Annotated in this window: 13 protein-coding genes; 8 read left to right on the forward strand and 5 right to left on the reverse strand. The window is 48.4% G+C overall.

The annotated features are described in order from the left end of the window. Positions 1 to 27 precede the first annotated feature (27 nt). Positions 28 to 330 (forward strand): hypothetical protein, encoded by a 303-nt coding sequence (locus RT717_RS15795; RefSeq protein WP_317487350.1) that lies wholly within the window; start codon positions 28 to 30, stop codon positions 328 to 330. Continuing rightward, positions 327 to 662, forward strand: a complete 336-nt coding sequence (locus RT717_RS15800) for a type II toxin-antitoxin system PemK/MazF family toxin (RefSeq protein WP_317487351.1) — start codon at positions 327 to 329, stop codon at positions 660 to 662. Before RT717_RS15795 ends, RT717_RS15800 begins: the two co-directional genes overlap by 4 nt. Positions 663 to 670: 8 nt before the next feature. Here RT717_RS15800 and RT717_RS15805 read toward each other — a convergent pair whose 3' ends face one another. After that, positions 671 to 1,309: an NUDIX hydrolase gene (locus tag RT717_RS15805; RefSeq protein ID WP_317487352.1), complete on the reverse strand. Its 639-nt coding sequence runs from the start codon at positions 1,307 to 1,309 to the stop codon at positions 671 to 673. Between the two features lie 76 nt (positions 1,310 to 1,385). Between RT717_RS15805 and RT717_RS15810 the strand changes: the two genes are divergently transcribed. Beyond that, positions 1,386 to 2,096, forward strand: coding sequence for a hypothetical protein (locus tag RT717_RS15810; protein ID WP_317487353.1), 711 nt, complete (start codon positions 1,386 to 1,388; stop codon positions 2,094 to 2,096). A 7-nt stretch (positions 2,097 to 2,103) separates the two neighbouring features. On the opposite strand, the gene RT717_RS15815 is transcribed toward RT717_RS15810, so the two are convergent. After that, a complete protein-coding gene (locus RT717_RS15815; protein ID WP_317487354.1) occupies positions 2,104 to 3,165 on the reverse strand; it encodes a tetratricopeptide repeat protein in 1,062 nt (353 codons plus the stop codon). Between the two features lie 295 nt (positions 3,166 to 3,460). On the opposite strand from RT717_RS15815, the gene ilvD reads away from it, so the two are divergent. The 5 genes from ilvD (at position 3,461) to ilvA (ending at position 9,903) form a co-directional block, all read left to right on the forward strand. Beyond that, on the forward strand, positions 3,461 to 5,137 hold the full coding sequence (gene ilvD / locus RT717_RS15820; RefSeq protein WP_317487355.1) for a dihydroxy-acid dehydratase: 1,677 nt from the start codon (positions 3,461 to 3,463) through the stop codon (positions 5,135 to 5,137). 10 nt (positions 5,138 to 5,147) lie between these two features. Then, entirely contained in the window at positions 5,148 to 6,881 is a 1,734-nt protein-coding gene (gene ilvB, locus RT717_RS15825) for a biosynthetic-type acetolactate synthase large subunit (protein WP_317487356.1), read from the forward strand. 12 nt (positions 6,882 to 6,893) lie between these two features. Beyond that, the gene (gene ilvN, locus RT717_RS15830) at positions 6,894 to 7,478 is read left to right on the forward strand and encodes an acetolactate synthase small subunit (protein ID WP_151998407.1); all 585 of its coding nucleotides are present in this window, start codon (positions 6,894 to 6,896) and stop codon (positions 7,476 to 7,478) included. Positions 7,479 to 7,522: 44 nt separating this feature from the next. Continuing rightward, a complete protein-coding gene (ilvC, locus tag RT717_RS15835; RefSeq protein ID WP_317487357.1) occupies positions 7,523 to 8,566 on the forward strand; it encodes a ketol-acid reductoisomerase in 1,044 nt (347 codons plus the stop codon). A gap of 74 nt (positions 8,567 to 8,640) precedes the next feature. Further along, a complete protein-coding gene (gene ilvA / locus RT717_RS15840) occupies positions 8,641 to 9,903 on the forward strand; it encodes a threonine ammonia-lyase (RefSeq protein ID WP_317487358.1) in 1,263 nt (420 codons plus the stop codon). Positions 9,904 to 9,970: 67 nt separating this feature from the next. On the opposite strand, the gene RT717_RS15845 is transcribed toward ilvA, so the two are convergent. From RT717_RS15845 to RT717_RS15855, 3 genes are read right to left on the reverse strand one after another with little or no spacing between them, the layout of a single operon-like run. Beyond that, on the reverse strand, positions 9,971 to 12,670 hold the full coding sequence (locus RT717_RS15845) for a T9SS type A sorting domain-containing protein (RefSeq protein ID WP_317487359.1): 2,700 nt from the start codon (positions 12,668 to 12,670) through the stop codon (positions 9,971 to 9,973). A 22-nt stretch (positions 12,671 to 12,692) separates the two neighbouring features. Beyond that, positions 12,693 to 17,630, reverse strand: a complete 4,938-nt coding sequence (locus RT717_RS15850) for a fibronectin type III domain-containing protein (protein ID WP_317487360.1) — start codon at positions 17,628 to 17,630, stop codon at positions 12,693 to 12,695. Positions 17,631 to 17,683: 53 nt separating this feature from the next. Continuing rightward, on the reverse strand, positions 17,684 to 21,436 hold the full coding sequence (locus RT717_RS15855; protein ID WP_317487361.1) for a tail fiber domain-containing protein: 3,753 nt from the start codon (positions 21,434 to 21,436) through the stop codon (positions 17,684 to 17,686). Between the last annotated feature and the right edge of the window lie 396 nt (positions 21,437 to 21,832).

A 21,832-nucleotide genomic window follows, 5' to 3' on the forward strand; every position in this document is an offset into this window, starting at 1 on the left:
GGACGGCAATATGTTGAAATACACACAATGACACAACTCAGAAAAGAAGCCATTGCCAATTCCCGTTCTGCGCCAACTACCTGGATTTTTTCGTTTATTTACAAAAAAGAACAGGTCATGAACGAAATTGTCATTACTCCAAAAACCGACAAGGACACTACGTTTTTGGTCAAACTTCTTAGAAGCTTAAAAAATGTGGGCTCAATAGAGGTGAAACAAAAAGAAACAAAGCCCACATCAAAAGGGATGCTCTCCGTTTCCGAGGCATCTTTAGCCAAGGATTGGCTTAGTGAAGAAGACAACAGGTGGGATGAATTACTGAAAAAATGATCTCCGTAAGAAAAGGAGACATTGTAAGAATTGACTTTCCATTCTCTGACGGAATTGGAACTAAACCCCGCCCGGCACTAGTCATTTCAAATGAGGCAATTCATAAAACGGGGGATGTCTCGGTTGTGCAAATCAGCAGTAAAGAAAAAAGCGATTCATTAAGCTTACCCATCAATGACGCTGACCTGACGAAAGCCTTGCCTTTGAAGAGCTACATCAGGATACACAAAATTTTTGTCGTTGAGTCAGAAATGATCAGCGACGTTCTTTACAGTCTTAATCCCGAAAAGTACAGAGTGGTGGCAGACCGAATCACCCAGTTGATCAGGTAACTATTCTGCTACCTTATATCCTCCAAAATTTGAAGCAACTCACCCAGCATCATGGCGGTAGCTCCCCACACTACCTTGTCTTCGACAGTAAAAAATGGCGACCTGATTTTTATGTTAGGGCCAACGATCATGTCCTTCACCGCTATTTCCTGCTTCATCAAGTTGCCTACGTCGGCTGATAGTATTTGAGCGACTTCTTTTTCCTCTGGCACAAACCGGGGCGTTGAAAAACTGATCCCAATCACAGGCAGCACTTTGAAGTTGCTGGCGGGGATATAAAGTTCGGACATGGTGCCCAGCACTGTAATTTCACTGGGGTTGGCTCCCACTTCTTCTTCAGCTTCTCTCAAAGCGGTATGCAGCAGGTCTCTGTCGCTTTTCTCGTACTTGCCGCCCGGAAAGCTCACCTGACCGCTGTGCGCACCGGGGTACTCAGGCCGCTGAATCAACGGAAAGTGAATACCACCCGTTCCCGGATGAAACAGGATCAGCACGGCTCCCGCCTTCGCATCCGGCCTTTCTTTGAACGCAAACCGCTCCTGGTTGATGGGCGTGGGCGACATCCGAATTTGTGCGTCGACACCCGGCAAAGGGGCCTTCAATCTGTCCGACAACCTTGCCTGAAACTCTTCATTCAACTCCCACATACCCAAAGATAATCTATCATAGAATTTTGCTTTACGAGGAATTTGCTAAATTCGTTTGTCAACGTCAAACGATGAAATGGACCCCGACCTCCCGCTAAGGATTTATATCGTATTTTTTCTAACTACTTTTTCCCTTTTTCTGTTCCTCCTTTTTGCTATTGGGTTTAGCCGCCACTCCAAAAGAATTCGGCTCCAGTGGCTGACCGGCTTCACCATAACTGTTTGGCTGGGGATCACAGGCTACCTCGCCTACTCCGGTTTTTTCCAGGCTTACGAGGAAGTGCCTCCCAGAATGATTTTTGGCGTTCTGCCTCCCTTAATCACTGTGATCGGGCTGGTGGCTTTTGGCGTTTCCAGGCGTTTTCTTTTTCGAATCCCGCTGTTCACCCTCACCTACCTGCACATTATCCGAATCCCGGTTGAGATCGTGCTTTGGTGGCTGTACAAGCAGGGGCTGGTGCCTGAAATGATGACCTTCGAAGGTGGCAACTGGGATATTCTGTCAGGCATCACCGCTCCCTTCGTGGCTCACTTCCTCAATCCCGCCGTCGGCAGGCACCGGTTCGTGATCTTTATTTGGAACCTGGCAGCCTTAGGGCTCCTGTTCAATGTGGTGATCAGAGGCGTGCTGTCGGCGCCGTACATTACGCAGGTTTTCTCCTTCGACCAGCCCAATATTGGATTGCTTCAGTTTCCTTTTATCTGGCTGCCTGTTTTCATTGTGCCTGCGGTATTGTTCAGCCACCTCATTGCCATGAATAAACTGGTGAGGAAGTTGAAGAAATAGTTGTTGGTTAGCAGTTGTCAGTTATCAGTTTCAAGGCTTCGGGCGCTGGCCCGGCCTCACTTAGCACCTCGCAAGCCTTGACTTTGTTGCCTACTGCCAAATAAGCTTTTCCCAGCCACAGGTGAACTTCGGTCATTTGGCTGTCCATGGACTCAGCCCTTGTCAGCAACCGAAGGGCCTCCTCAAAGTTGCCTGCCTTGTAGTAGTATATCCCCTTGTTCCGGTAAGCCCAGGCGTTCTGCGGATCCCGCAGCAAGCTGGCGTCAATATCCTCCACCGCCTTTTCCAAACTATCGAGCTGTAAGTAAACATATCCCCGGTTGTTCAGAAAATAGGCCTCGTTGGGTGATATGTCAATAGCTTTATTAATCAGGTCAAGACCCTTGGCATTGTTGCCCTTCGCCGACGCTACCATCGCCAGGGTGTTCCACGCATTGCCCTCCTCAGAGTGAGACAGGAGCCCTTGTTCCAAATCTGATTGTGCCGAATCGAGCTTGTTTAAATAATACCTGACGGTGCCCCGGTTGATATAGGCCTCACCGTTGCTGTTGTCCCTCATCAGCGACTCCGTGAAGGCGGCTTCTGCCTGCTGGTACTCTTTGAACTGAAAATGAATGACTCCTTCCGAGAAATAAACCCTGGCCGAATCAGGGAAGGCCTTTCTTACTACAGTGATGTCGTTGATGGCCTTGTCGTACCGGTTGGCACCGGCATAGGCCTCAGCCCTGTTCCATACATAGGAGAGGTTTTCAGCATCAATGAGAATAGCCTGATTGAAATCGAGCAAAGCAGAAGCGGCGTCTCCCCTTTTCATGTGCGCAATGCCTCTGTTGTTGAAAGCATCGGCATAGTCGTTATCCAGTGCCAGCGCTTCGGTGTAAAGCCGGATGGCCTCCTTATTGTCGTTCCCCTTCAGTGCCTCATTGCCCAACAGAAAGAACCTGTCTCTGTCGTTTTTCTTCCTTTCCGCACCACACGACGTGATAAAAGCGATCAAGGCAATGAGAATGCCAAATTTTAATAATTTATCAAAAAAACTTCCTGAAAATGTAAATTTTATAATGTTCATTCTTTTAAGCACCTCCTATTTTGAAATATATTGTGAAAAAAACCAAACTAACAATGGGCTAAGCCCGCTGCCGAAAAACAAAATTCTTCTTTTTTGTTGCCAGATAAAATTTTCTGCCATAGGTTTGTGGCACAAGTAACAGAAAGAAAAGATTTATGTTATCCTCGCTTATCATTAACGTCCGTGTCATTGTCGTCATCGTTGGATGTCGGTCGTGAGAATGGAGCGTTAAAACTAAGCACAAAAAGGGCCATTCTCATTACAGAGAATGGCCCTTTTTTAATTGTTTCAGCTCATGTCAAAAGAATTAAACAAACACAGCAAGACAATCACCCAGGATCCGAGTCAGCCGGGCTCTCAGGCGCAGCTTTACGCCCTTGGACTTACGGAGGAAGATTTGAAAAAAGCGCAGGTGGGTATCGTGAGCACTGGCTTTGAGGGCAACCCCTGCAACATGCACCTCAATATTCTGGCCCACCAGGTAAAGAAAAGCGTAAAAGAAGCCGACCTTGTAGGGCTCATCTTCAATACAATAGGTGTGAGTGACGGCATGTCCAATGGAACAACTGGCATGAAGTACTCGCTGATCTCCCGGGATGTTATAGCAGATTCGATAGAGGTAGTTAGTCAGGCTCAGTTTTACGACGCTCTGGTGGCGGTGGTAGGCTGCGACAAAAATATGCCGGGTGCCATTATGGGCATGTCCCGACTGAACAGACCCAGTATCATGGTTTACGGAGGCTCGGTTCGCCCCGGGAAATGGAAGGGCGAAGACTTAAACATCGTCTCAGCATTTGAGGCTTATGGTCAGCGTCTCGGCGGCAATATGTCAGACGAGGACTACAAAGGCATTATTCAAAACTCTATTCCCGGCCCTGGTGCCTGTGGCGGTATGTACACAGCCAACACCATGGCATCGGCTATCGAGGCAATGGGTATGAGCCTACCTTATAGTTCATCCAACCCTGCCGAAGGCAACCCAAAGGTAAACGAGATTCAAAAAGTGGGTGCGGCTATTCGTAACCTGATGGAAAAGAATATTCTTCCGTCAGATATCATGACAAAGAATGCATTCGAAAATGCTATCACCACCGTTATGGTGTTGGGCGGGTCTACGAATGCAGTGCTTCACCTGCTGGCCATGGCCAAAGCAGCAGACGTGGAGCTCTCACTTGACGACTTCCAAAGGATCAGTGACAAGACACCATTCCTCGCCGACCTGAAACCGAGTGGGAAATACCTGATGGAAGACCTCCACAAGATAGGCGGCGTGCCAGGTGTGTTGAAAATACTTTTGAGAGAAGGTTACCTCCATGGCGACTGTATGACCGTAACAGGAAAGACACTTGCCGAGAACCTGGAAGAAATAGCAGATCTTCAATCGGGACAGGATCTTATCTATTCTTTTGATAAGCCCATTAAAAAGACCGGGCACCTGCAGATTTTGTATGGCAACCTGGCACCCGAAGGCGCTGTGGCAAAAATTACCGGTAAAGAAGGTGAAGTTTTCGAAGGCCCTGCAAGAATCTATGAAGACGAGTTTGCTGCCATCGACGGTATTGGTAAAGAAGTAAAAAAAGGTGAGGTAATCGTTATTCGTCAGTCGGGACCAAAAGGAGCACCCGGCATGCCCGAGATGCTCAAACCTACGGGTGCAGTCATGGGTGCCGGGCTGGGAAAAGACGTGGCGCTGATCACCGACGGAAGGTTCTCAGGCGGATCGCACGGATTTGTAGTGGGGCATATCACTCCTGAATCGCAGGAAGGCGGGCCTTTGGCACTGATCAAAAACGGAGACATTATCCGCATTGACGCAACGAATAATCTGCTGGAAGTGAAACTTTCGGACGAAGAGTTGGCAGCGAGAAGAAAGTCATGGGTAAAACCTGCTTACAAAGCCACGAAAGGAATATTGAAGAAATATATTAACTCAGTAAGCTCAGCCTCACAAGGCTGTGTTACAGACCTTTAATGAACGTAGTATGAACACCTCGACATTAGCGGTTGAAAAAAAGCAACCCAAAAAGACCATCAGAGTATCAGGTTCAGAAGCATTGCTTATGTGCCTGCTCGAAGAGGGCGTTGACTCCATTTTCGGATATCCCGGAGGAGCCATTATGCCGATCTACGATGCTTTGTATGGCTACCAAGACAAGCTCACCCATTACCTGACCCGCCATGAGCAGGGAGCTGCCCATGCCGCCCAGGGTTATGCCAGGGTCACTGGCAGAACGGGTGTCTGTTTCGCTACTTCCGGGCCCGGAGCTACCAATCTGATTACCGGCATTGCCGATGCTCAGATTGACTCAACCCCTATGGTCTGTATCACCGGCCAGGTTCCTTCTCATTTGCTGGGAACTGATGCTTTTCAGGAAACCGATGTGATTGGCATTTCTATGCCTGTAACAAAATGGAATTATCAGGTAACCAAAGCCGAGGAAATACCGGGGGCTATTGCCCGGGCATTTTATATTGCCAACACTGGCAGGCCCGGCCCTGTGTTGATCGATATTACCAAAGATGCACAGTTTGCGATGGTGGACTTCTCTTACGAAAAGTGCACCAAAATCCGCAGCTATCATCCCTATCCTGTATTGGATGAAAGCAAGGTGGAAGAAGCCGCTGAAATCATCAACAATGCGAAGAAGCCATTCTGCCTTGTTGGCCATGGTGTTTTGATTTCACACGCACAGGAAGCGCTTAGCGAATTCCTGATCAAAGGTGATATCCCGGCTGCATCAACTCTTCTGGGACTTTCGGCACTTTCTACGGATCATCCGCAGTACGTTGGATACCTGGGCATGCATGGCAATTATGGTCCCAACATAAAAACCAATGAGTGTGATGTGCTGATTGCGATCGGTATGAGGTTCGACGACCGGGTAACAGGCGACTTGAAAAAATATGCACGGCAAGCCAAAGTGATTCATATTGAAATCGATCCTTCAGAGATTGATAAAAATGTGAAGACCACCGTGGCCATCAATGCTGATGCAAAAGCGGCCATCAAATCATTGATTCCGAAGATCAAAAAGGCAGAGCACAAAAGCTGGATTGCGGAATTCAAAGAATGCGACAAATTGGAGCATGAAAAAGTCATCCAAAAGGATCTTTACCCAACAAGCGGCGAAGTGAAAATGGGTGAAGTAATCAGGCTTTTCAACGAAAAAACAAAGGGAAAGGCGATTTTGGTTACTGACGTTGGGCAGCACCAGATGGTCGCCACCAGGTACTATGGCTTCAACGAAACCGACAGCAACGTAACATCGGGCGGATTGGGCACCATGGGATTTTGTCTTCCGGCCGCTATCGGCGCCAAGCTTGGCAAACCAGACAGGCCGGTGATTGCAGTGATTGGTGACGGGGGCTTCCAGATGACCATCCAGGAACTGGGCACCATCTTCCAGTACAATATTGGCGTGAAGATCGTGGTACTCAACAACAACTTCCTTGGCATGGTGCGCCAGTGGCAGCAGTTGTTCCATGGCAAGCGGTACTCATCTACTGAAATGGTGAACCCTAATTTTCAGCTGATTGCTGAAGGCTATGGCATTCCATGTCAAAAAGTAGTAGACAGAGGCGACCTTTCAGCTGCTATCGACAAAATGCTGAGCACCGATGGCCCGTACTTTCTGGAGGTAGTAGTGGAGCAGGAAGAAAACGTGTTCCCTATGGTTCCTTCTGGTGATTCAGTTTCAAACATTCGTTTAGAGTAAAAGAGCAGTATTATGTCACAGTCATTATATAACGAACAAAACGGGCAGGATCCTGAAAGACTCTTCACCATGTCAGTCCTGACAGAAGACAAATCGGGACTCCTCAACCATATTACCATCATATTTTCCCGCCGGAAGATCAATATCAGCAGCCTGAACGTCTCAACGACAGAGGTAGCTGGTGTGAGCCGCTTCACCATAGTGGTGCATAGCACCAGGGAGCAGGCAGAGAAAGTAGTAAAACAGATCAGAAAGCTGGTCGACGTGCTTGGCGCATTCCTGTACGAAGAAGATCAGGTGCATTATCAGGAAATTGCCCTGTACAAAGTACCCACCAAGATTTTCATGGGAGGTAACAAAATTGAAAAACTGGTCAGAGACAACGGAGCACGAATACTTGTCATAGAAGAAGACTATATTGTGCTCGAAAAAACAGGCCACAAAGACGAAACGTCTGACCTGTTCAAGAAGCTGGAACCCTATGGTGTTCTGGAGTTTGTGAGGTCGGGCCGTGTGGCTATCTCGATGAGCAAAAGAAAAACCGAAACCTTTATCAAGGAATTGGAAGAAATAAAAACCAACCTATTGTTACAATAGCGGTCATAATGTAAATCCTAATTTTAATAAGAAAACACAAGAAAATGGCAAAGATCAACTTTGGAGGCGTAGAAGAGGAAGTAGTAACCAGAGAAGAATTTCCTTTAGAAAAAGCCAGAGAAGTCCTTAAAAACGAAACCATAGCCGTACTGGGATATGGAGTACAAGGTCCTGGACAGGCACTCAACCTGAGAGACAATGGTTTCAACGTTATCGTTGGCCAGCGTAAAGATTCGAAAACATGGGACAAAGCGGTGAAAGACGGCTGGGTACCTGGCAAGACACTATTTGAATTGGAAGAGGCCTGCGAAAAAGGCACCATCCTTCAGTTCTTACTTTCTGATGCCGGACAAATTGCGCTTTGGCCAACAGTGAAAAAGCATCTGAAAAAAGGCAAGACTTTATATTTTTCTCATGGCTTCGGCATCACTTACAAGGAGCAGACTGGCATTGTTCCAGACGCCGACATTGATGTGATCCTTGTAGCACCTAAAGGATCGGGCACCAGCCTTCGCCGTCTGTTCCTTGAAGGAAAAGGCTTGAACTCCAGCTTTGCTGTTCATCAGAACGCATCTGGCAAAGCAAGAGAAAACGCTATTGCCCTTGGTATTGGCGTAGGATCAGGCTACCTGTTCGAAACTGATTTCAGAAAAGAAGTATTCTCCGACCTTACCGGTGAAAGAGGCACGCTTATGGGCGCTTTGGCTGGCATTTTGGAGGCACAGTATACGCTGCTTCGCAAAAAAGGACATTCACCATCAGAATCTTTCAATGAGACAGTGGAAGAACTGACTGAGTCTCTTATCAAGCTGGTAGCCGAAAACGGTATGGACTGGATGTACGCCAACTGCTCTACGACTGCTCAACGTGGTGCACTTGACTGGAAAAACAGGTTCCGTGACGCCGTAGCTCCCGTATTCGACGATTTGTATGAAAGCGTAGCAACAGGCAACGAAGCCCGTATTACTATTGAGGCCAACCGTCAGCCAGACTACCGTGCGAAGCTGGAAGTAGAGCTAGCTGAACTCCACAATTCAGAAATGTGGCAGGCAGGCGCTCAGGTGCGCAAGCTCCGCCCGAAACAGTAAATAGTAAATGGTAATCAGTAATCAGGTGACACCGATTACTGATTACCGATTACTTGATGCATTTACCTCCCCCAATGTCCTCCACACAATCTCCCCTCGTTGCCGCAGACAAAATACTGCAGGCCAAAATCACACTCAAAGACGTTGTCCCTCCCACCCCGCTGCAATTCAATCAGCAGCTTTCTGAAAAATATGGTGCCAGGATTTACCTGAAGCGGGAAGACCTTAACATCGTTCGTTCTTATAAGATAAGAGGGGCCTTCAACAAAATTGCTTCGCTGTCGGATCAGCAAAGAGCCAATGGCATCTTCTGTGCCAGTGCTGGCAATCATGCACAAGGCGTTGCTTATGCGTGCTTCCACCAGAAGATTCATGGCAAGATTTACATGCCCACTCCCACGACCAGTCAGAAGATCGACAGGGTGCGGATGTTCGGAAAAGAGTTCGTCGAAGTAATTTTGATCGGCGACACGTTTGACGACGCCAATTCCCGGGCCGTTAAAGACTGTGAAGCCGCTGGCGGCACCTTTGTTCCTCCCTTTGATGACGAAAAAGTAATAGAAGGCCAGGGCACAGTGGCGGCGGAAATACTGGACGAAATTTCAGAACCCATCGACTACCTGCTTGTTCCCATTGGCGGCGGCGGACTTTCCGCCGGTGTGGGAAGCTATTTCAAAGCATTGAGCCCAAAGACAAAAATTATTGGTGCGGAGCCACTGGGAGCACCAGCCATGAAGAAGTCACTGGAAGCAGGACAAGTAGTGACACTGGAAAGTATAGACAAGTTTGTGGATGGCGCCGCTGTGCAAAGCGTGGGTAAGCGCAATCTGGAGATTTGCAAAGAGGTGTTAAGTGAAGTGGTGCTGGTACCGGAAGGCAAAGTTTGTACCACCCTGCTGGAGCTTTACAACAACGAAGGCATCATTGTGGAACCAGCAGGTGCATTAACCACGGCAGCACTCGACTTAGTAGCTGGTCAAATCAAAGGAAAAACCGTCGTTGCCATAGTCAGTGGTGGCAATAACGATATCATCCGGATGGCAGAGATCAAAGAACGGTCAATGCTGTACGAAGGGTTGAGGCACTATTTTATCGTGAAATTTCCACAGCGGGCCGGTGCCCTTAAAGAATTCCTTGTCAATGTGTTGGGGCCGAATGATGACATCATACTTTTCGAGTACACCAAAAAGACAGCCCGTGAAAACGGCCCGGCCATGATCGGAATAGAGCTAAAAGATCGGAACGACTTCCAAAGCCTGCTCGATAGAATGAAGGCCTATAACATCAACTACCAACTGCTCAACAACAAGCCCGAGCTGTTTGGGATGCTGGTTTGACAAAGAACATTTTGCTTGTGAAACAAAAAAAAGGCCCGAACCCGGGCCTTTGCGTTGTTGCAGAAATCTAATGTTTAATGAACCTAAAGTCTTTTCGAACTTTGCTGTCGAATACCCGCAAATAATAAATGCCAGCAGGTAATTCGGCCAATTCAATTGTATTCTCATTAGCCTTCAGCTGTAGTTCCTTTACCATGCTTCCGGAAACATTCGATATTTGGACCGTTTTTACCGAACTGAATACTTCGTCCAGTGACTTCAGCGAAATCCGTTCTGTCGCAGGGTTAGGATAAACGATGATATTGCTGAGATAAGCCTGGTTAATACCCGTTATCGTCACATTCACTTCCGCCGAGGTACTGGTACATCCACCCACATCCACCATCACTTTAAATACGCCACTCTCCTGATTGGGAAGGGTATTTCCTTCGGTAGGCAATTCCTGTCCATCTCTGAACCAGGTGTAAGTAGCGCCGGTTACCAAAGCGGTTGATAAGCTTTTTCCTTTAGAAGCGACAGTAATCACTGGCAAGGCAGGGTTAACACAAATCGACTGGGTAGCAGCGGTGGCGGCGTTGTAATTGCCATTGCCAGGCTGGCTGGCCGATATTGTTAGTGGACCGGCACCCAGCAGGGTTACGGTATTACCTTCAAGGCTTGCGTCACCTTCGACAGAAAAAGTGATTGGCAACCCACTGGACGACGAAGCCTCAAGGGTAAGGGTCCCCCCCTCCAGGTTCACATCTTGCAGCGCTGTAAAGCTAATCGTTTGACTCGCCTTGGCTACTTGTACCGTGGCCGACGCATCGGCTGCAGTGTAGCCATCATTCCCTGCCTGCACTGCATCTATAATAATTTCGCCAGCCCCGGTTATGGTCACCACATTTTCCGAAATAGTAGCGGGCCCGGTGACCGAAAGCGCTACGGCCAGTCCGGCGCTGGACGTGGCGGTTACTTCGAAAGCAGCATCGCCAAATGTCTTATTATCTATCGCAGCAATTGTAATCGTTTGGGATAACTTATCAATTGATCCGTCGCAGTTGTTGTCCTTGCCATCAGGCAAAGCGGGAGCACTTGGATAAACGTCCTTGTCAGTGTCGTTGCAGTCTGTGGCGTCAGCAACAAATCCTTCCGGCTTACTACATGATTTTGACGTGGTAGCTGCATCACCAAATCCATCTCCATCGGCATCTTTGTACCACACTGTATTGGGATTAACATCCGCCCTGGTGTCGTCGCAATCGCCTGTCACGAGCACATATCCCTCAGGTTTTGTGCACTGTGTCTTTTTATCGGTTTCCAATCCGAACCCATCACCATCGGCATCAGCGTACCAAACAGTTGTCGGGTTAATAGCTTCCTGACTGTCGTCGCAGTCACCTGCTGTTAGGATGTATCCTGCTGGCTGAGCACATTGGGTCTTCGTCACACCTTCGTCTCCATAACCATCCCCGTCGGCGTCGGCATACCAAACAGTTGTTGGTTTGATAGTTTCTTTGGTATCGTCACAGTCGTCAGCATTCGCCACATACCCAGCAGGGGCAGCACATTGTGTAAGGCTAACGGCTGAATTGCCGTAGCCATCGCCATCGCTGTCCTGGTACCAAACGGTGGTTGGTTTGACGTTAGCATCAGTATCGTTACAGTCGCCACTTACCCGCACATAACCGGTGGGCTGCGTACACTGCGTTTTTGTGTCTGTATCTGTGCCATAGCCGTCACCATCGGTATCGGCATACCAAACTGTAGCTGGATTGATAGTGCCGTCGCTGTCGTCACAATCTCCGTCGCACTTCTTGTAGCCATCACCATCCACATCTGAGTCAGCAACCAGAATATTGCTGTTCTGCGCCACTTCCTGTCCGTCGTCGCAGCCATCGTCGTCGGTGTCGGCCAAGTTCGGATCGGACTCATAATCGTTCACTTCTTCTCCATCTTCGAGGCTGTCCTCATCAGTGTCCTTTACCAGTGGGTCAGTACCATAAACATTCACTTCATCACCGTCGCTGAGGCCATCACCATCGGTATCGGATAGCAAAGGGTCGGTGCTATAAGTGATTAGTTCCTCATAATCATTTAACCCATCATTATCGCTATCCGAAAGCGTGGGATCAGTACCGTATGTAATGACTTCATCATAGTCACTAATTTCGTCTCCATCTGAATCGGTAAGCGTCGGGTCACTGCCATATGTATTTACTTCATCGCCATCCTCCAGACCGTCATCGTCAGAATCCTTCAGCGTCGGGTCGGAACCATACACGTTCACTTCATCGCCATCTTCAAGGCCGTCATCATCGGAGTCTTTGAGGGTAGGGTCACTGCCATAGGAATTGATTTCGTCGTAATCACTGAGGCCGTCATCGTCAGAATCTGAAAGTGTCGGGTCGGTACCGTAGGTGTTCACCTCCTCAAAATCATTCAGGCCATCGCCGTCGGAATCTGATAGAGTAGGATCAGAACCGTAAGTATTTATTTCCTCGCCATCTTCCAACCCATCATCATCTGTGTCCTTCAAAGTTGGGTCAGAGCCGTAAAGATTTACCTCATCTCCGTCATTCAACCCATCGTCATCGGTGTCGGCAAGGTTAGGATCAGTGTTGTATACATTGATCTCATCATCATCCGTCAGCCCATCCCCATCAGTGTCGGTGGTTACATAACTTTCCAGGGTAATCTCATTGCCTGCGGATGTGGCCAAAAAGGGAATCAGCAGCAGCAAAAAGGCAAGAGTACTCCATATCTTTGGTTTGTATATCGAACTCATCGTAGTAGTAGTTTGGGTTAGATTAGTGGGTCAGAATGATTCTCCTGCTAATTTCCAGTCCTTTTCCATTCGAAAGCTTAAAGACATAGATGCCAGAAGGTTGATCCCTCCCCTGCCAGACAAACTCAGCCTGCTCTTCTCCTTCGAGCCACCCTTCAAACAGGTGTTGTACCTCCTGCCCGGCAAGGTTAAACACCGACAAAGAGAAGTAGTCACTTTGCGGTGGTATAAGCCGGAAAAACACCTGATCAGGTGATGGATTTGGATAAATCACCAATTCGAAGGCTGCCAGAACTTCTTCAAGTCCCATGGCTATCTCAGTATCATCTTCTTCAGCTACCCTGGCACCTGGTTCGGCAATGGTTTGGAAAGTAGACACTGACGAGAACTGGCTGCGCAACGAATTATCACCTGAGCAAATTGTGCGCACTTTCCACTGGTAGGTGGTCAGCGAAGTCAGTCCTGACAGGCTTATCGATGCAGTGGCTGAAGTTGCCGCCGTCCAGATAATGTCGCCCTGCTTGCGGTACAAAACTTCATAGCTCAGGGCACCGCTGGCAGCACCCCACGACAAATCGGCGGTGGTCTGCTCGGTGGCGCCGACCGTTAAACCGGTTGGAACCGCACATGCCGTGGCACCAGTAGTGCTAAACTCCATTATGGAAGAATACGGGGACACCAGACTGTTGTCCGGAGCACAAAGTGTTCTCACCCTTACCTGGTATGGCATACCCGACGACAAGCCAGACAGGCTTACCGAAGCGGTACCTGCAAGCACCTGCGTCCAAATGGTAGTACCTTTTACTCGATAACGGACGTCATATTGATCTACGCCCGAAGCAGCAGTCCAGGTAACCTGAGCGCCCGTGTCGGTGATGGCCGACGCTGCGAGGCCGGTTGGTGATTCACATGACACTGTGCCGGTGGTAGTGAAAAATTCCACACCGGAGTACAACGATTTTAGCGAGCCATTGGCCGCACAAACAGAACGCACCTGGAATTGATAATTGGTGCCGGTTTGGAGCGAGCCGAGGCTGATGGCATTCGTGCCAACATTCAAGTTTGTCCAGATCGTGGAGCCACTCACCCTGAACCGGACGTCATAACTCAAGGAGCCAAGGTTAGCCCAGGTTATCTCTGCATCTGTATCAGCAGCACTAACGTTAAAACCGGACGGTACATCGCAACTTGGTAAGCCATCGGTGGTGAACTCTGCCGGCACAGAGTATACCGACGACAGCACAGGGTTGGTGCTACAGTTTGATTTCACAGAGAACTGATAAGGCATGCCTGGCTCGAGCCCTGTAAGATTGTAACTATTTGTTCCGGTTGTAACGAGCGTCCACAAACTGGTTCCCTTCACCCGATACCTCAACCCATAACCACTGGCCGCTTCTGCCACAGTGGTCCATGAAACCGTGGCCGCGCTGGACGTAATATTGGAAGCAGCAAGGTTAACAGGAATCTCACAGCTGACGGCCCCAGAGGTTTCGAATGAAACCAATGAGCTAAACAGGCTCTGAACACTTCCATCTACGGCACAAATTGCCTTGACCTGCACCTGATAAGGCATGCCTGACTCAAGGCCGGTGAGGACGTAGGAAGGACTGACAATCGGAACCATCGTCCATATGGGTGTCCCAGCGATTCGGTAGCGAATTTGGTAGGATGTCGCACCGACATCGCTCCAGATCAGGCTGGCCGACTGATCGGTTATAGCTGATACTGAGAGGCTGGTCGGCACTTCACATGAAACAACTCCTGTCGTTTCAAAAAACGCTGTGGAAGCAAAAGGCGAAGCAAGGGTACCCTCCGCATTGCAAATGGTTCTTACGGTCCACATATAGGGCATTCCACTTACAAGTGAACTGATGTTCAAGGAATTAGTTGCGGTGGTTTGATAGTTCCATGTGGTAGTTCCCTCCAACCTGTAGCGTACCTGATAGCTGAAAGCGCCGCCCTGAGTCGCCCACGTCAAACTCGCATCGGTTGTGCCTGGAGTAGCTGCCAAACCTGCAGGAGAGATACATGCAGCCGCACCCTGGGTGGTGAAGATGTAGGTGGTTGAATAAACAGACACAAACGTACCATCAAGGGTACAAACCGATCTGGCCTGGACCTGGTAGGAAGTACCTCCGCTAAGCCCTGTCAATTGCTTGCTGTTTGCTGGGCTCTGTACATAATTCCAAACAGTAGTGCCCTGCACACGGTAACGAATGTCGTAGGCGACGGCTCCCGTGCTGGCGGTCCAGCTTAAATCTGCGGTATTGGTAGTCACTGTAGCACTCAACCCAACCGGAGTCACACAACTTGGTGTACCGGTGGTAGTAAACTGATTGACAGTTGTGTAGACTGAACTCAGCCCTACACTCGAATTACAGACAGCCTTAAGCATGTACACATAGTCAGTACCTGGCTCCAGGTCAGTCAGATCAATGCTGGCTGTAGCTGTGCCGACGGTCGTCCATATAGCTGTACCATTGGGCTTGTACCTGATTTCGTATGACTCAGCCGATTGGTCTGTCCAGGAAACTGTAGCAGACGAAGCAGTTATGCCCGAAACCGACATGCCCGCTGGCACCGGGCAACTTACAGCTCCCGAAGTAGTAAACTCATATACGGATGAATACAGGGTCTGAACAGCCGCACAAACTCCTCTTACCTGTATCTGATACGCCATACCAGCCTGCAGGCCAGTGAGACTCGCACTCGCAGAAACAAGCCCTGTAGTGGTGGTCCAGATAGTAGTTCCTTTTAGCCTGTAACGAACATCGTAGGTCACAGCCCCCGTATTATTCCATGTAATGTCCTGCTCAGTATCACTGATGCTCACATCGCTCGCTATCACAGGCACTTCACAAGCAGGTGTACCCAATGTGGTGAACGATTCCACATCCGTATAAGCCGACGTCAGCACCTCAGACCCAGTACATGTCATGTTCACTTGAACAAGGTACTGCACACCAGGCTCAAGAGCAGTAAGTTGAAGGGAGGTTCCCCCTTGAGTTACCTCTTCCCATGTGAGCGTACCCAGTGGTTTGTAACGGATTTTATAAGTGAGCGCATCTCCGGCAGGGTACTGAGCTATATTCCAGCTTAAGTCAGCTGTGGTGGAAGTAACATTCGAAACAGTGAACGATACGGGCGTATCACATATTTCCTGATACTTGTATTTGCCAACAAACATCGATGTTCCCGTGCCAGCCTGCAACGTGCTAAGCTGGCCAAACTCAGCAGCTCCCAAAAAGCGGCCGGTGGCGTAGAGGTTGTTCTCAAAAACTGAAACAGCACGATTCGACACCAGATAATTAGACTTACCTTCCACCTTGTCTACCCGAAGGACTGCTCCAGAGGCATCGTAGTGAGCAAAGAATCCAAAACCGCTACTCAAAGTCTCAGCCGACGGTGGGAATAACATTTGATCAATCCCCATAAAACCACTGACGACGATCTGCCCGGAGCTGCCTGTCGCCATGGCCAAAACGCCATCGCTTCCTGCACCGCCCATTGAACGCACCCACTGAGTGGCACCATCAATCGATGCTACCGCCAGAAGGAACCCTTCCCGGCCTCCTGAGCTGGAAGCCGCCCCGGAAGGCACAGATAAACTTGCACCATCGAAGAAGCCACCGACATATACACTGCTGCCGCTCGTGGCTACGGCGTATGCCTGATCAGCCTGATCTGTCGATGCGTGTTTGACCCATAGTGGATCCCCGGAATTATTGAATTTTGAATAGAAGATGTCGCTTAGTCCGGTCGATGACAATGATGTGCCACCAATTGTGGGCGATGCTGAGAAGCTACCGACCACGTACACATTCCCCTGCGTGTCTACGGCGAGGTCGTTGCCCGTAACGCCAGCATCTGCTGACACGGGTTTGGTACGCACAAAATTTCCATTGGGTGATATTGTCACCAGATGAAGGCCAGCATTGAGAGCGCTACCTCCAAAAGTACCGTTTGTGCTAGCTGAACTGTATAGCAGGTGGATATTTCCGCTACCATCAAAAGCATGTGAGGTGATGAGGTCGTCGAGCGAGCCTCCCAAAGCTTTCGCCCAGATCAACTGCCCATCGGCATCCATTTTCAGCAAGAATCCGTCATTGCTACCCAGAGCGTTGAAGGTTGGACCGTTGGGAATGGTAAGCGCTCCGCTAAAATAACCACTAACGTACAACACGCCATTAGCATCAACCTTTACCTCCTCCACCGATGCATTACCAGTGGACAATAGTTGTCGGCCCCACACGATATTTCCGTCCGCATCATATTTGATGACAAAGCCATCGCTGCCTCCTGCCACTACCCAGCTTTCTACACCTACATACAAGTCGGCCTCAACACGCCCCCCAACATAGGTATTGCCATTGTTGTCGTTGGCAACGGTGCGGCCATAAGAGGGTGAATAAAGGCTGCTTGCCCAGGCCCACCGGTTGTCAAGCGTGCCGGAGAATGTGGCAGCACCATCATACACATAATCCGACTCTTCACTGGCTCCCACAGCTTTCAGTCTGTAAAAGTAGTAGGTGTCTGGAGTGAGGCCAGTATTAGTGTATTCAGTGCCATTGGCACCGACAGGAATGCCTACTAAATCAGTCGTGAAATCATCCGAAGTTGATCTTTCCAGCGCATAGTGAGTTTCATTGCTTGCGTTGTCAATCCAGCTAATGTAAAGTGACGTCTCACTCAAAGGCAATACCAGAAAGTCGGATGGTGCCTGGGGAAAAGCGTCATTGGTAATGGTATGAATAAAGCCAATATTCATTTGATAGTTGCCACCTGAAGCACCACCCGCTACAGACTGGCCTGCTACCCCAAAATGCTGGATATTGGTGCCAGTTGAACTGCCACCGCCATTCGACGTTGTTTGGCTCGTCTGCACCAGCTGGGCCTGTGCTCCCTCGTAAAGGAGAACAGTACACGCCAGCAGTAAATAATATCTTAAGTTTCGTTTCATAGTCATTCAGTTTTTAAGTCCAACTTGATTGAGTGGATTAGGTAGTTGAATGACTACTCTTGTTTCCCTAGTGATATGCTGTTTTCATCCGACTGTTTGGAAGGTGCCTGCAGCAGGTTCACTAGCGATTTGACGCTGGCTTCCAGCTCGGTTATTCGTTTTTCGTTATTCTTTGCTGTCGCCAGCTCCGTTTTTAGCGATGCATTCTCGGTCTTCAGTGTTTCGATCTGAGTATTCAGCTCTTTGATGGCTTCGATAAGCACGGCTACCATCTGAGAGTAATTCACAGACTTCATGCCCTCTTCATTCGTATGGACAAATTCAGGGTACACTTCTTCTACCTCTTGAGCAATGACACCAATTTGAGTGCTTTGCGACTTGGCCTTGTCAATCCAGTTGTAGGATACGCCACGAAGTTGAAGGGTTTTCGAGAGAGAGTTTTCGAGAGGTTTTATGTCTGTTTTTAGTCTACCATCAGATGTCAGATTGAAGGCCGTTGCAAACATTTCACCTTCAGCACTCACAGTATTTTTCACCCCAATATTTCCATCTCCCCACAGATAGACATATGCGCCCCCGGGACCATCTAGAGCAATATGACTTTTTACATTGCCATCTGAATCAAAGTCATAACCACCATACATTCTAATGCCATGACCAGCAGAAGTCGCCGTAAGATTTATATCGCCGCTAGTATTGGCATTATTTTCATCAGTTCTGATGTTTACCAGACCATTTTTTACGTTAATACTACCGTCGCCTCCGTTCAGGGTGATGATATTGGCATTGTTGGCATCATTTACATTCATAAATCCAGCATTTCCGTTGTCCCCCATTTCAATGGAGTTATTTCCCTGATTGCTGCCTTGCGCCACAGCAATCATTGATGAGGAACGAATGCCCCATTGTCCACTAAGTGTAGTGAAGTTGCCATCAGCGCTATTTGTCAAATTGATAGTCCCTGAATAATTCGAAGATCCATCATCATCAACTGAAGCCTGAATCTGAGTATTATTATTGGCATCTCTCAACTCGAGTGCTCCCTGCCCATCATTTCCCCACTGACTTTGCAGGGTAGCTCTTTCTAGCTGCAAGTCTTTCATGTTACCGCTGATGCCGTTGGCGTCAATTCTCACATCCTTTCCATCAGTGCTTCGGAAGTTGACAGCACCCAATTCATTGCCTAATCCGTCGTCGGCTACTTCCATCCAAACTAAGTCCTGATCCGGCGTATTACCCCGCATGCGCAAGTAAGGTCTGCCCGCTCCATTCGTGGGATCCTCCCAGGATTTCGCCCCTATTTCCACGTTGCTCACTCCATCGTTAGCGTCTAGCCGCAAAGAGCCCCACTGCTGGCTTCCATCCTGGTTTACCTGCAAGCCTGCGTGGCTATAAAACCAGCTGTTTCCGTCAGGTTTATTTCCAAAAAGTGATATTTGCCCCAAATCACTGTCCTGATAGTTCGAGCCACCAATAATAATATTAGGAGACTCTTGCCCGCTTAGCTGAAGACTACCTGACCATTCTGTGGGAGCATTTCCGCCAGGGTCATTGTCTACATTAAGCGACACAAAACTTCTTGCACAGTTTGTGCAATTGGGGTCGTTAAATACGGGCCCGTTTAGTGAAAGTGAACCCCAAGTTTCTGCATTTCCATTGCTGTTTACTTCCATTCTAACCCTGGCGTTATCAGTATCTACCGGCGTATCGCCATACAAATGAACGATGCCCTGCACGCCGGGCTCCCAATCCTTCTCCCCCACATTGACCGCTTCACTGGCAATGGAAGAAGCATTCAATCCATTCGCATCAATTCTAAAGTCCTTCCCATCGGAGCTTCTTAAATTAATACCTCCTATTTCGTTTCCTTCGCCGTCATCATCTACCGACATCCAAATCAAGTCGGGGCGGTAAGGGTCTGGGTCGCCGGCGACTTCAATAGTGCCTCTTAATGCTAAAAAAGGGAGCTCTGGGTTGGCCTCCCAATCTTTTTTACCAAGCGACATAGCGTCGGCATTAATCTGCACCGGGCCGTCAAACTTACCGGCCCAGTTTTGCCCTACGGCATTGGAAGCGATGCCATACACACCAATATTTGTAGCTGAGTTGCTGGACGTAGAAACACCTGAGACGCCTATATTTTCGCTTGTTTGAGCACCGTCACCCTGGGCTCTTCCTCGTAAGCCGACATTTTGCCCGGGATTATCATTTGCTGAAAAATCACCCCCCAAGTTTGCTCCTCCAGCAGCTGAATTGTTAGAAATCCCCCTAACACCAACACTAAAGCTCGACTGACCAAGTGCCTCACCTCTTAACCCATAGATTACAGCAGTGCTATTCGCCTCATTAGACCTGGAAATACCATAAACGCCATAATGGAAGCTAGTGGAATTGGCTGAAACATTGGCAATACCTCTCACACCAGCATTTCCACCTTCAGCAGCACTACCAATACCTAATATTCCGCTGTATTCTGTAATTCCGGCACCCTGCCCATCCCAAACTCCCGTTCCTGATACTTCTGCCTTCAGGGCAGTAATCTCTTCGCTTGTCGAACTGTTCTGATCGACTGAATAGTGGCCATTTCCCGCCACGCCATTGTAATCGATCATGTACGACTGACTGCCATCGGCATTTCTAAGCGTTAAGCTTCCATTTCCGGCGTCCAAAACAACCGTTTCTGTTCCGTCGTCATCCTTCATTTTCAAATTGCCGGCCTGGTTGCTTCCAGAAAGGATGGCTTTTGGTTGTCCGTTGTATCCGTGGAGTTCCAGTTGGCCATAAGAGCTGGCAGAGTTAGCCCCATAAGAACCCAATGAGGCCCTTCTTCCTTCGCCATCATCACGAGGACCATAGATGGCTACCAGTCCATTGTCGAAGTTGCCGTCGTAATAGTTGGGGGCAACAAAAACCCTCCAATCCGGTTGTCCCGGACCAGCACCATTGGGATTGATAGACCCTAAATTTTGTCCATGAAGAGTACCAGAAATCTTCACATCGCCATCAAACCAACCTGCCCAATTTTCTGAACCACCAGTTGCCATGCCTACTAGTCCTTTGTTGACTCCTGTACCCTTGGCCCAACCGAGCACTCCTCTATTCTCTACCCCACCTGAAATTTCACTCCAGCCAAGTACGCCTATGTTGTCCGCCGCCCCTGCATTTCCGGTAGCCCTTCCCCAAACACCAATATTTCCATTAAGGTTGTCTTTTGCTATTCCTATCGCTCCGTAATTGTAAGAGCCAAATGTGCCTTGAAAGTCGGTAACTGACCCGTCACCCGCACCAAGACCATAACCATAAAGGCCAGCGTTTACTTTTCCAGTTCCCTCTCCCTGGCCGTATACACCGTAATTGTCTCCATCGGTGCTGGCATATCCCTCTATGGCTGCCCAATTACTCGCTGGGCCCGATATTTCACCCAAAATCGCAGGTCGATCAGTACTTCCGTCCATTTCCTTCGTGAACTTCCACTCCTTAATACCTGCATAGAGAGTAATAGGAGATAAACTTGTCGCCCCTACGGTAATTTCCAGGGTTCTTTCACTCACATCCGAAAACAACTGATCAGGCAGAGTCGCAACGTCGCCTAACACAAGTGAATAAAGTCCATCCTGAACCTGCACACCAATGTGAGTTTCTGTCCACAAAGATCCGCCAACTTCGTCTGGTATATTGAAAACAAAATCTCTGGTACCTGTCACAGGTGTCCCGTTTTCAATCAGCTGTCCCTGAAAGGGAAGCTTCTGCGAGAAGGCCGCAAATGAGATTAGGGTGATTGCTAATGTTGTTACAAGGGCTTTCATAAAGTGATCTGTTGGTTGCAAATAAAACACCTTATAAAAGTAGTTGAAGGTCACCGGGATAGTCAATACTCAATTTGGAGTATTTCTAGGTCAAGAAAAAAATTATTCTTGAACCTTAAAATGCACTTTCACCGATTAGCTCTTCAGAAAATAATATATGCCAATATATTATTTTGAATCACATAAAAACACCTATCACATGCCGAAATATTAGGGGCACTCACCAAATAAATGAGCCTAATCAAATCCAGAGAAAAATTTTCCGGAAAAGGTCACTTTGTAGTAAATCTATAATTATTTCAATAAAAATAGGTGAGTACTAAATTTGAACCAGTTAACTTATATAACCACATACAATTGAAAAATACTGTATGAGGCTGACTTCCCCATCAATTC

It is taken from the genome of Imperialibacter roseus, assembly GCF_032999765.1.
Classification (GTDB): Bacteria; Bacteroidota; Bacteroidia; order Cytophagales; family Cyclobacteriaceae; genus Imperialibacter; species Imperialibacter roseus.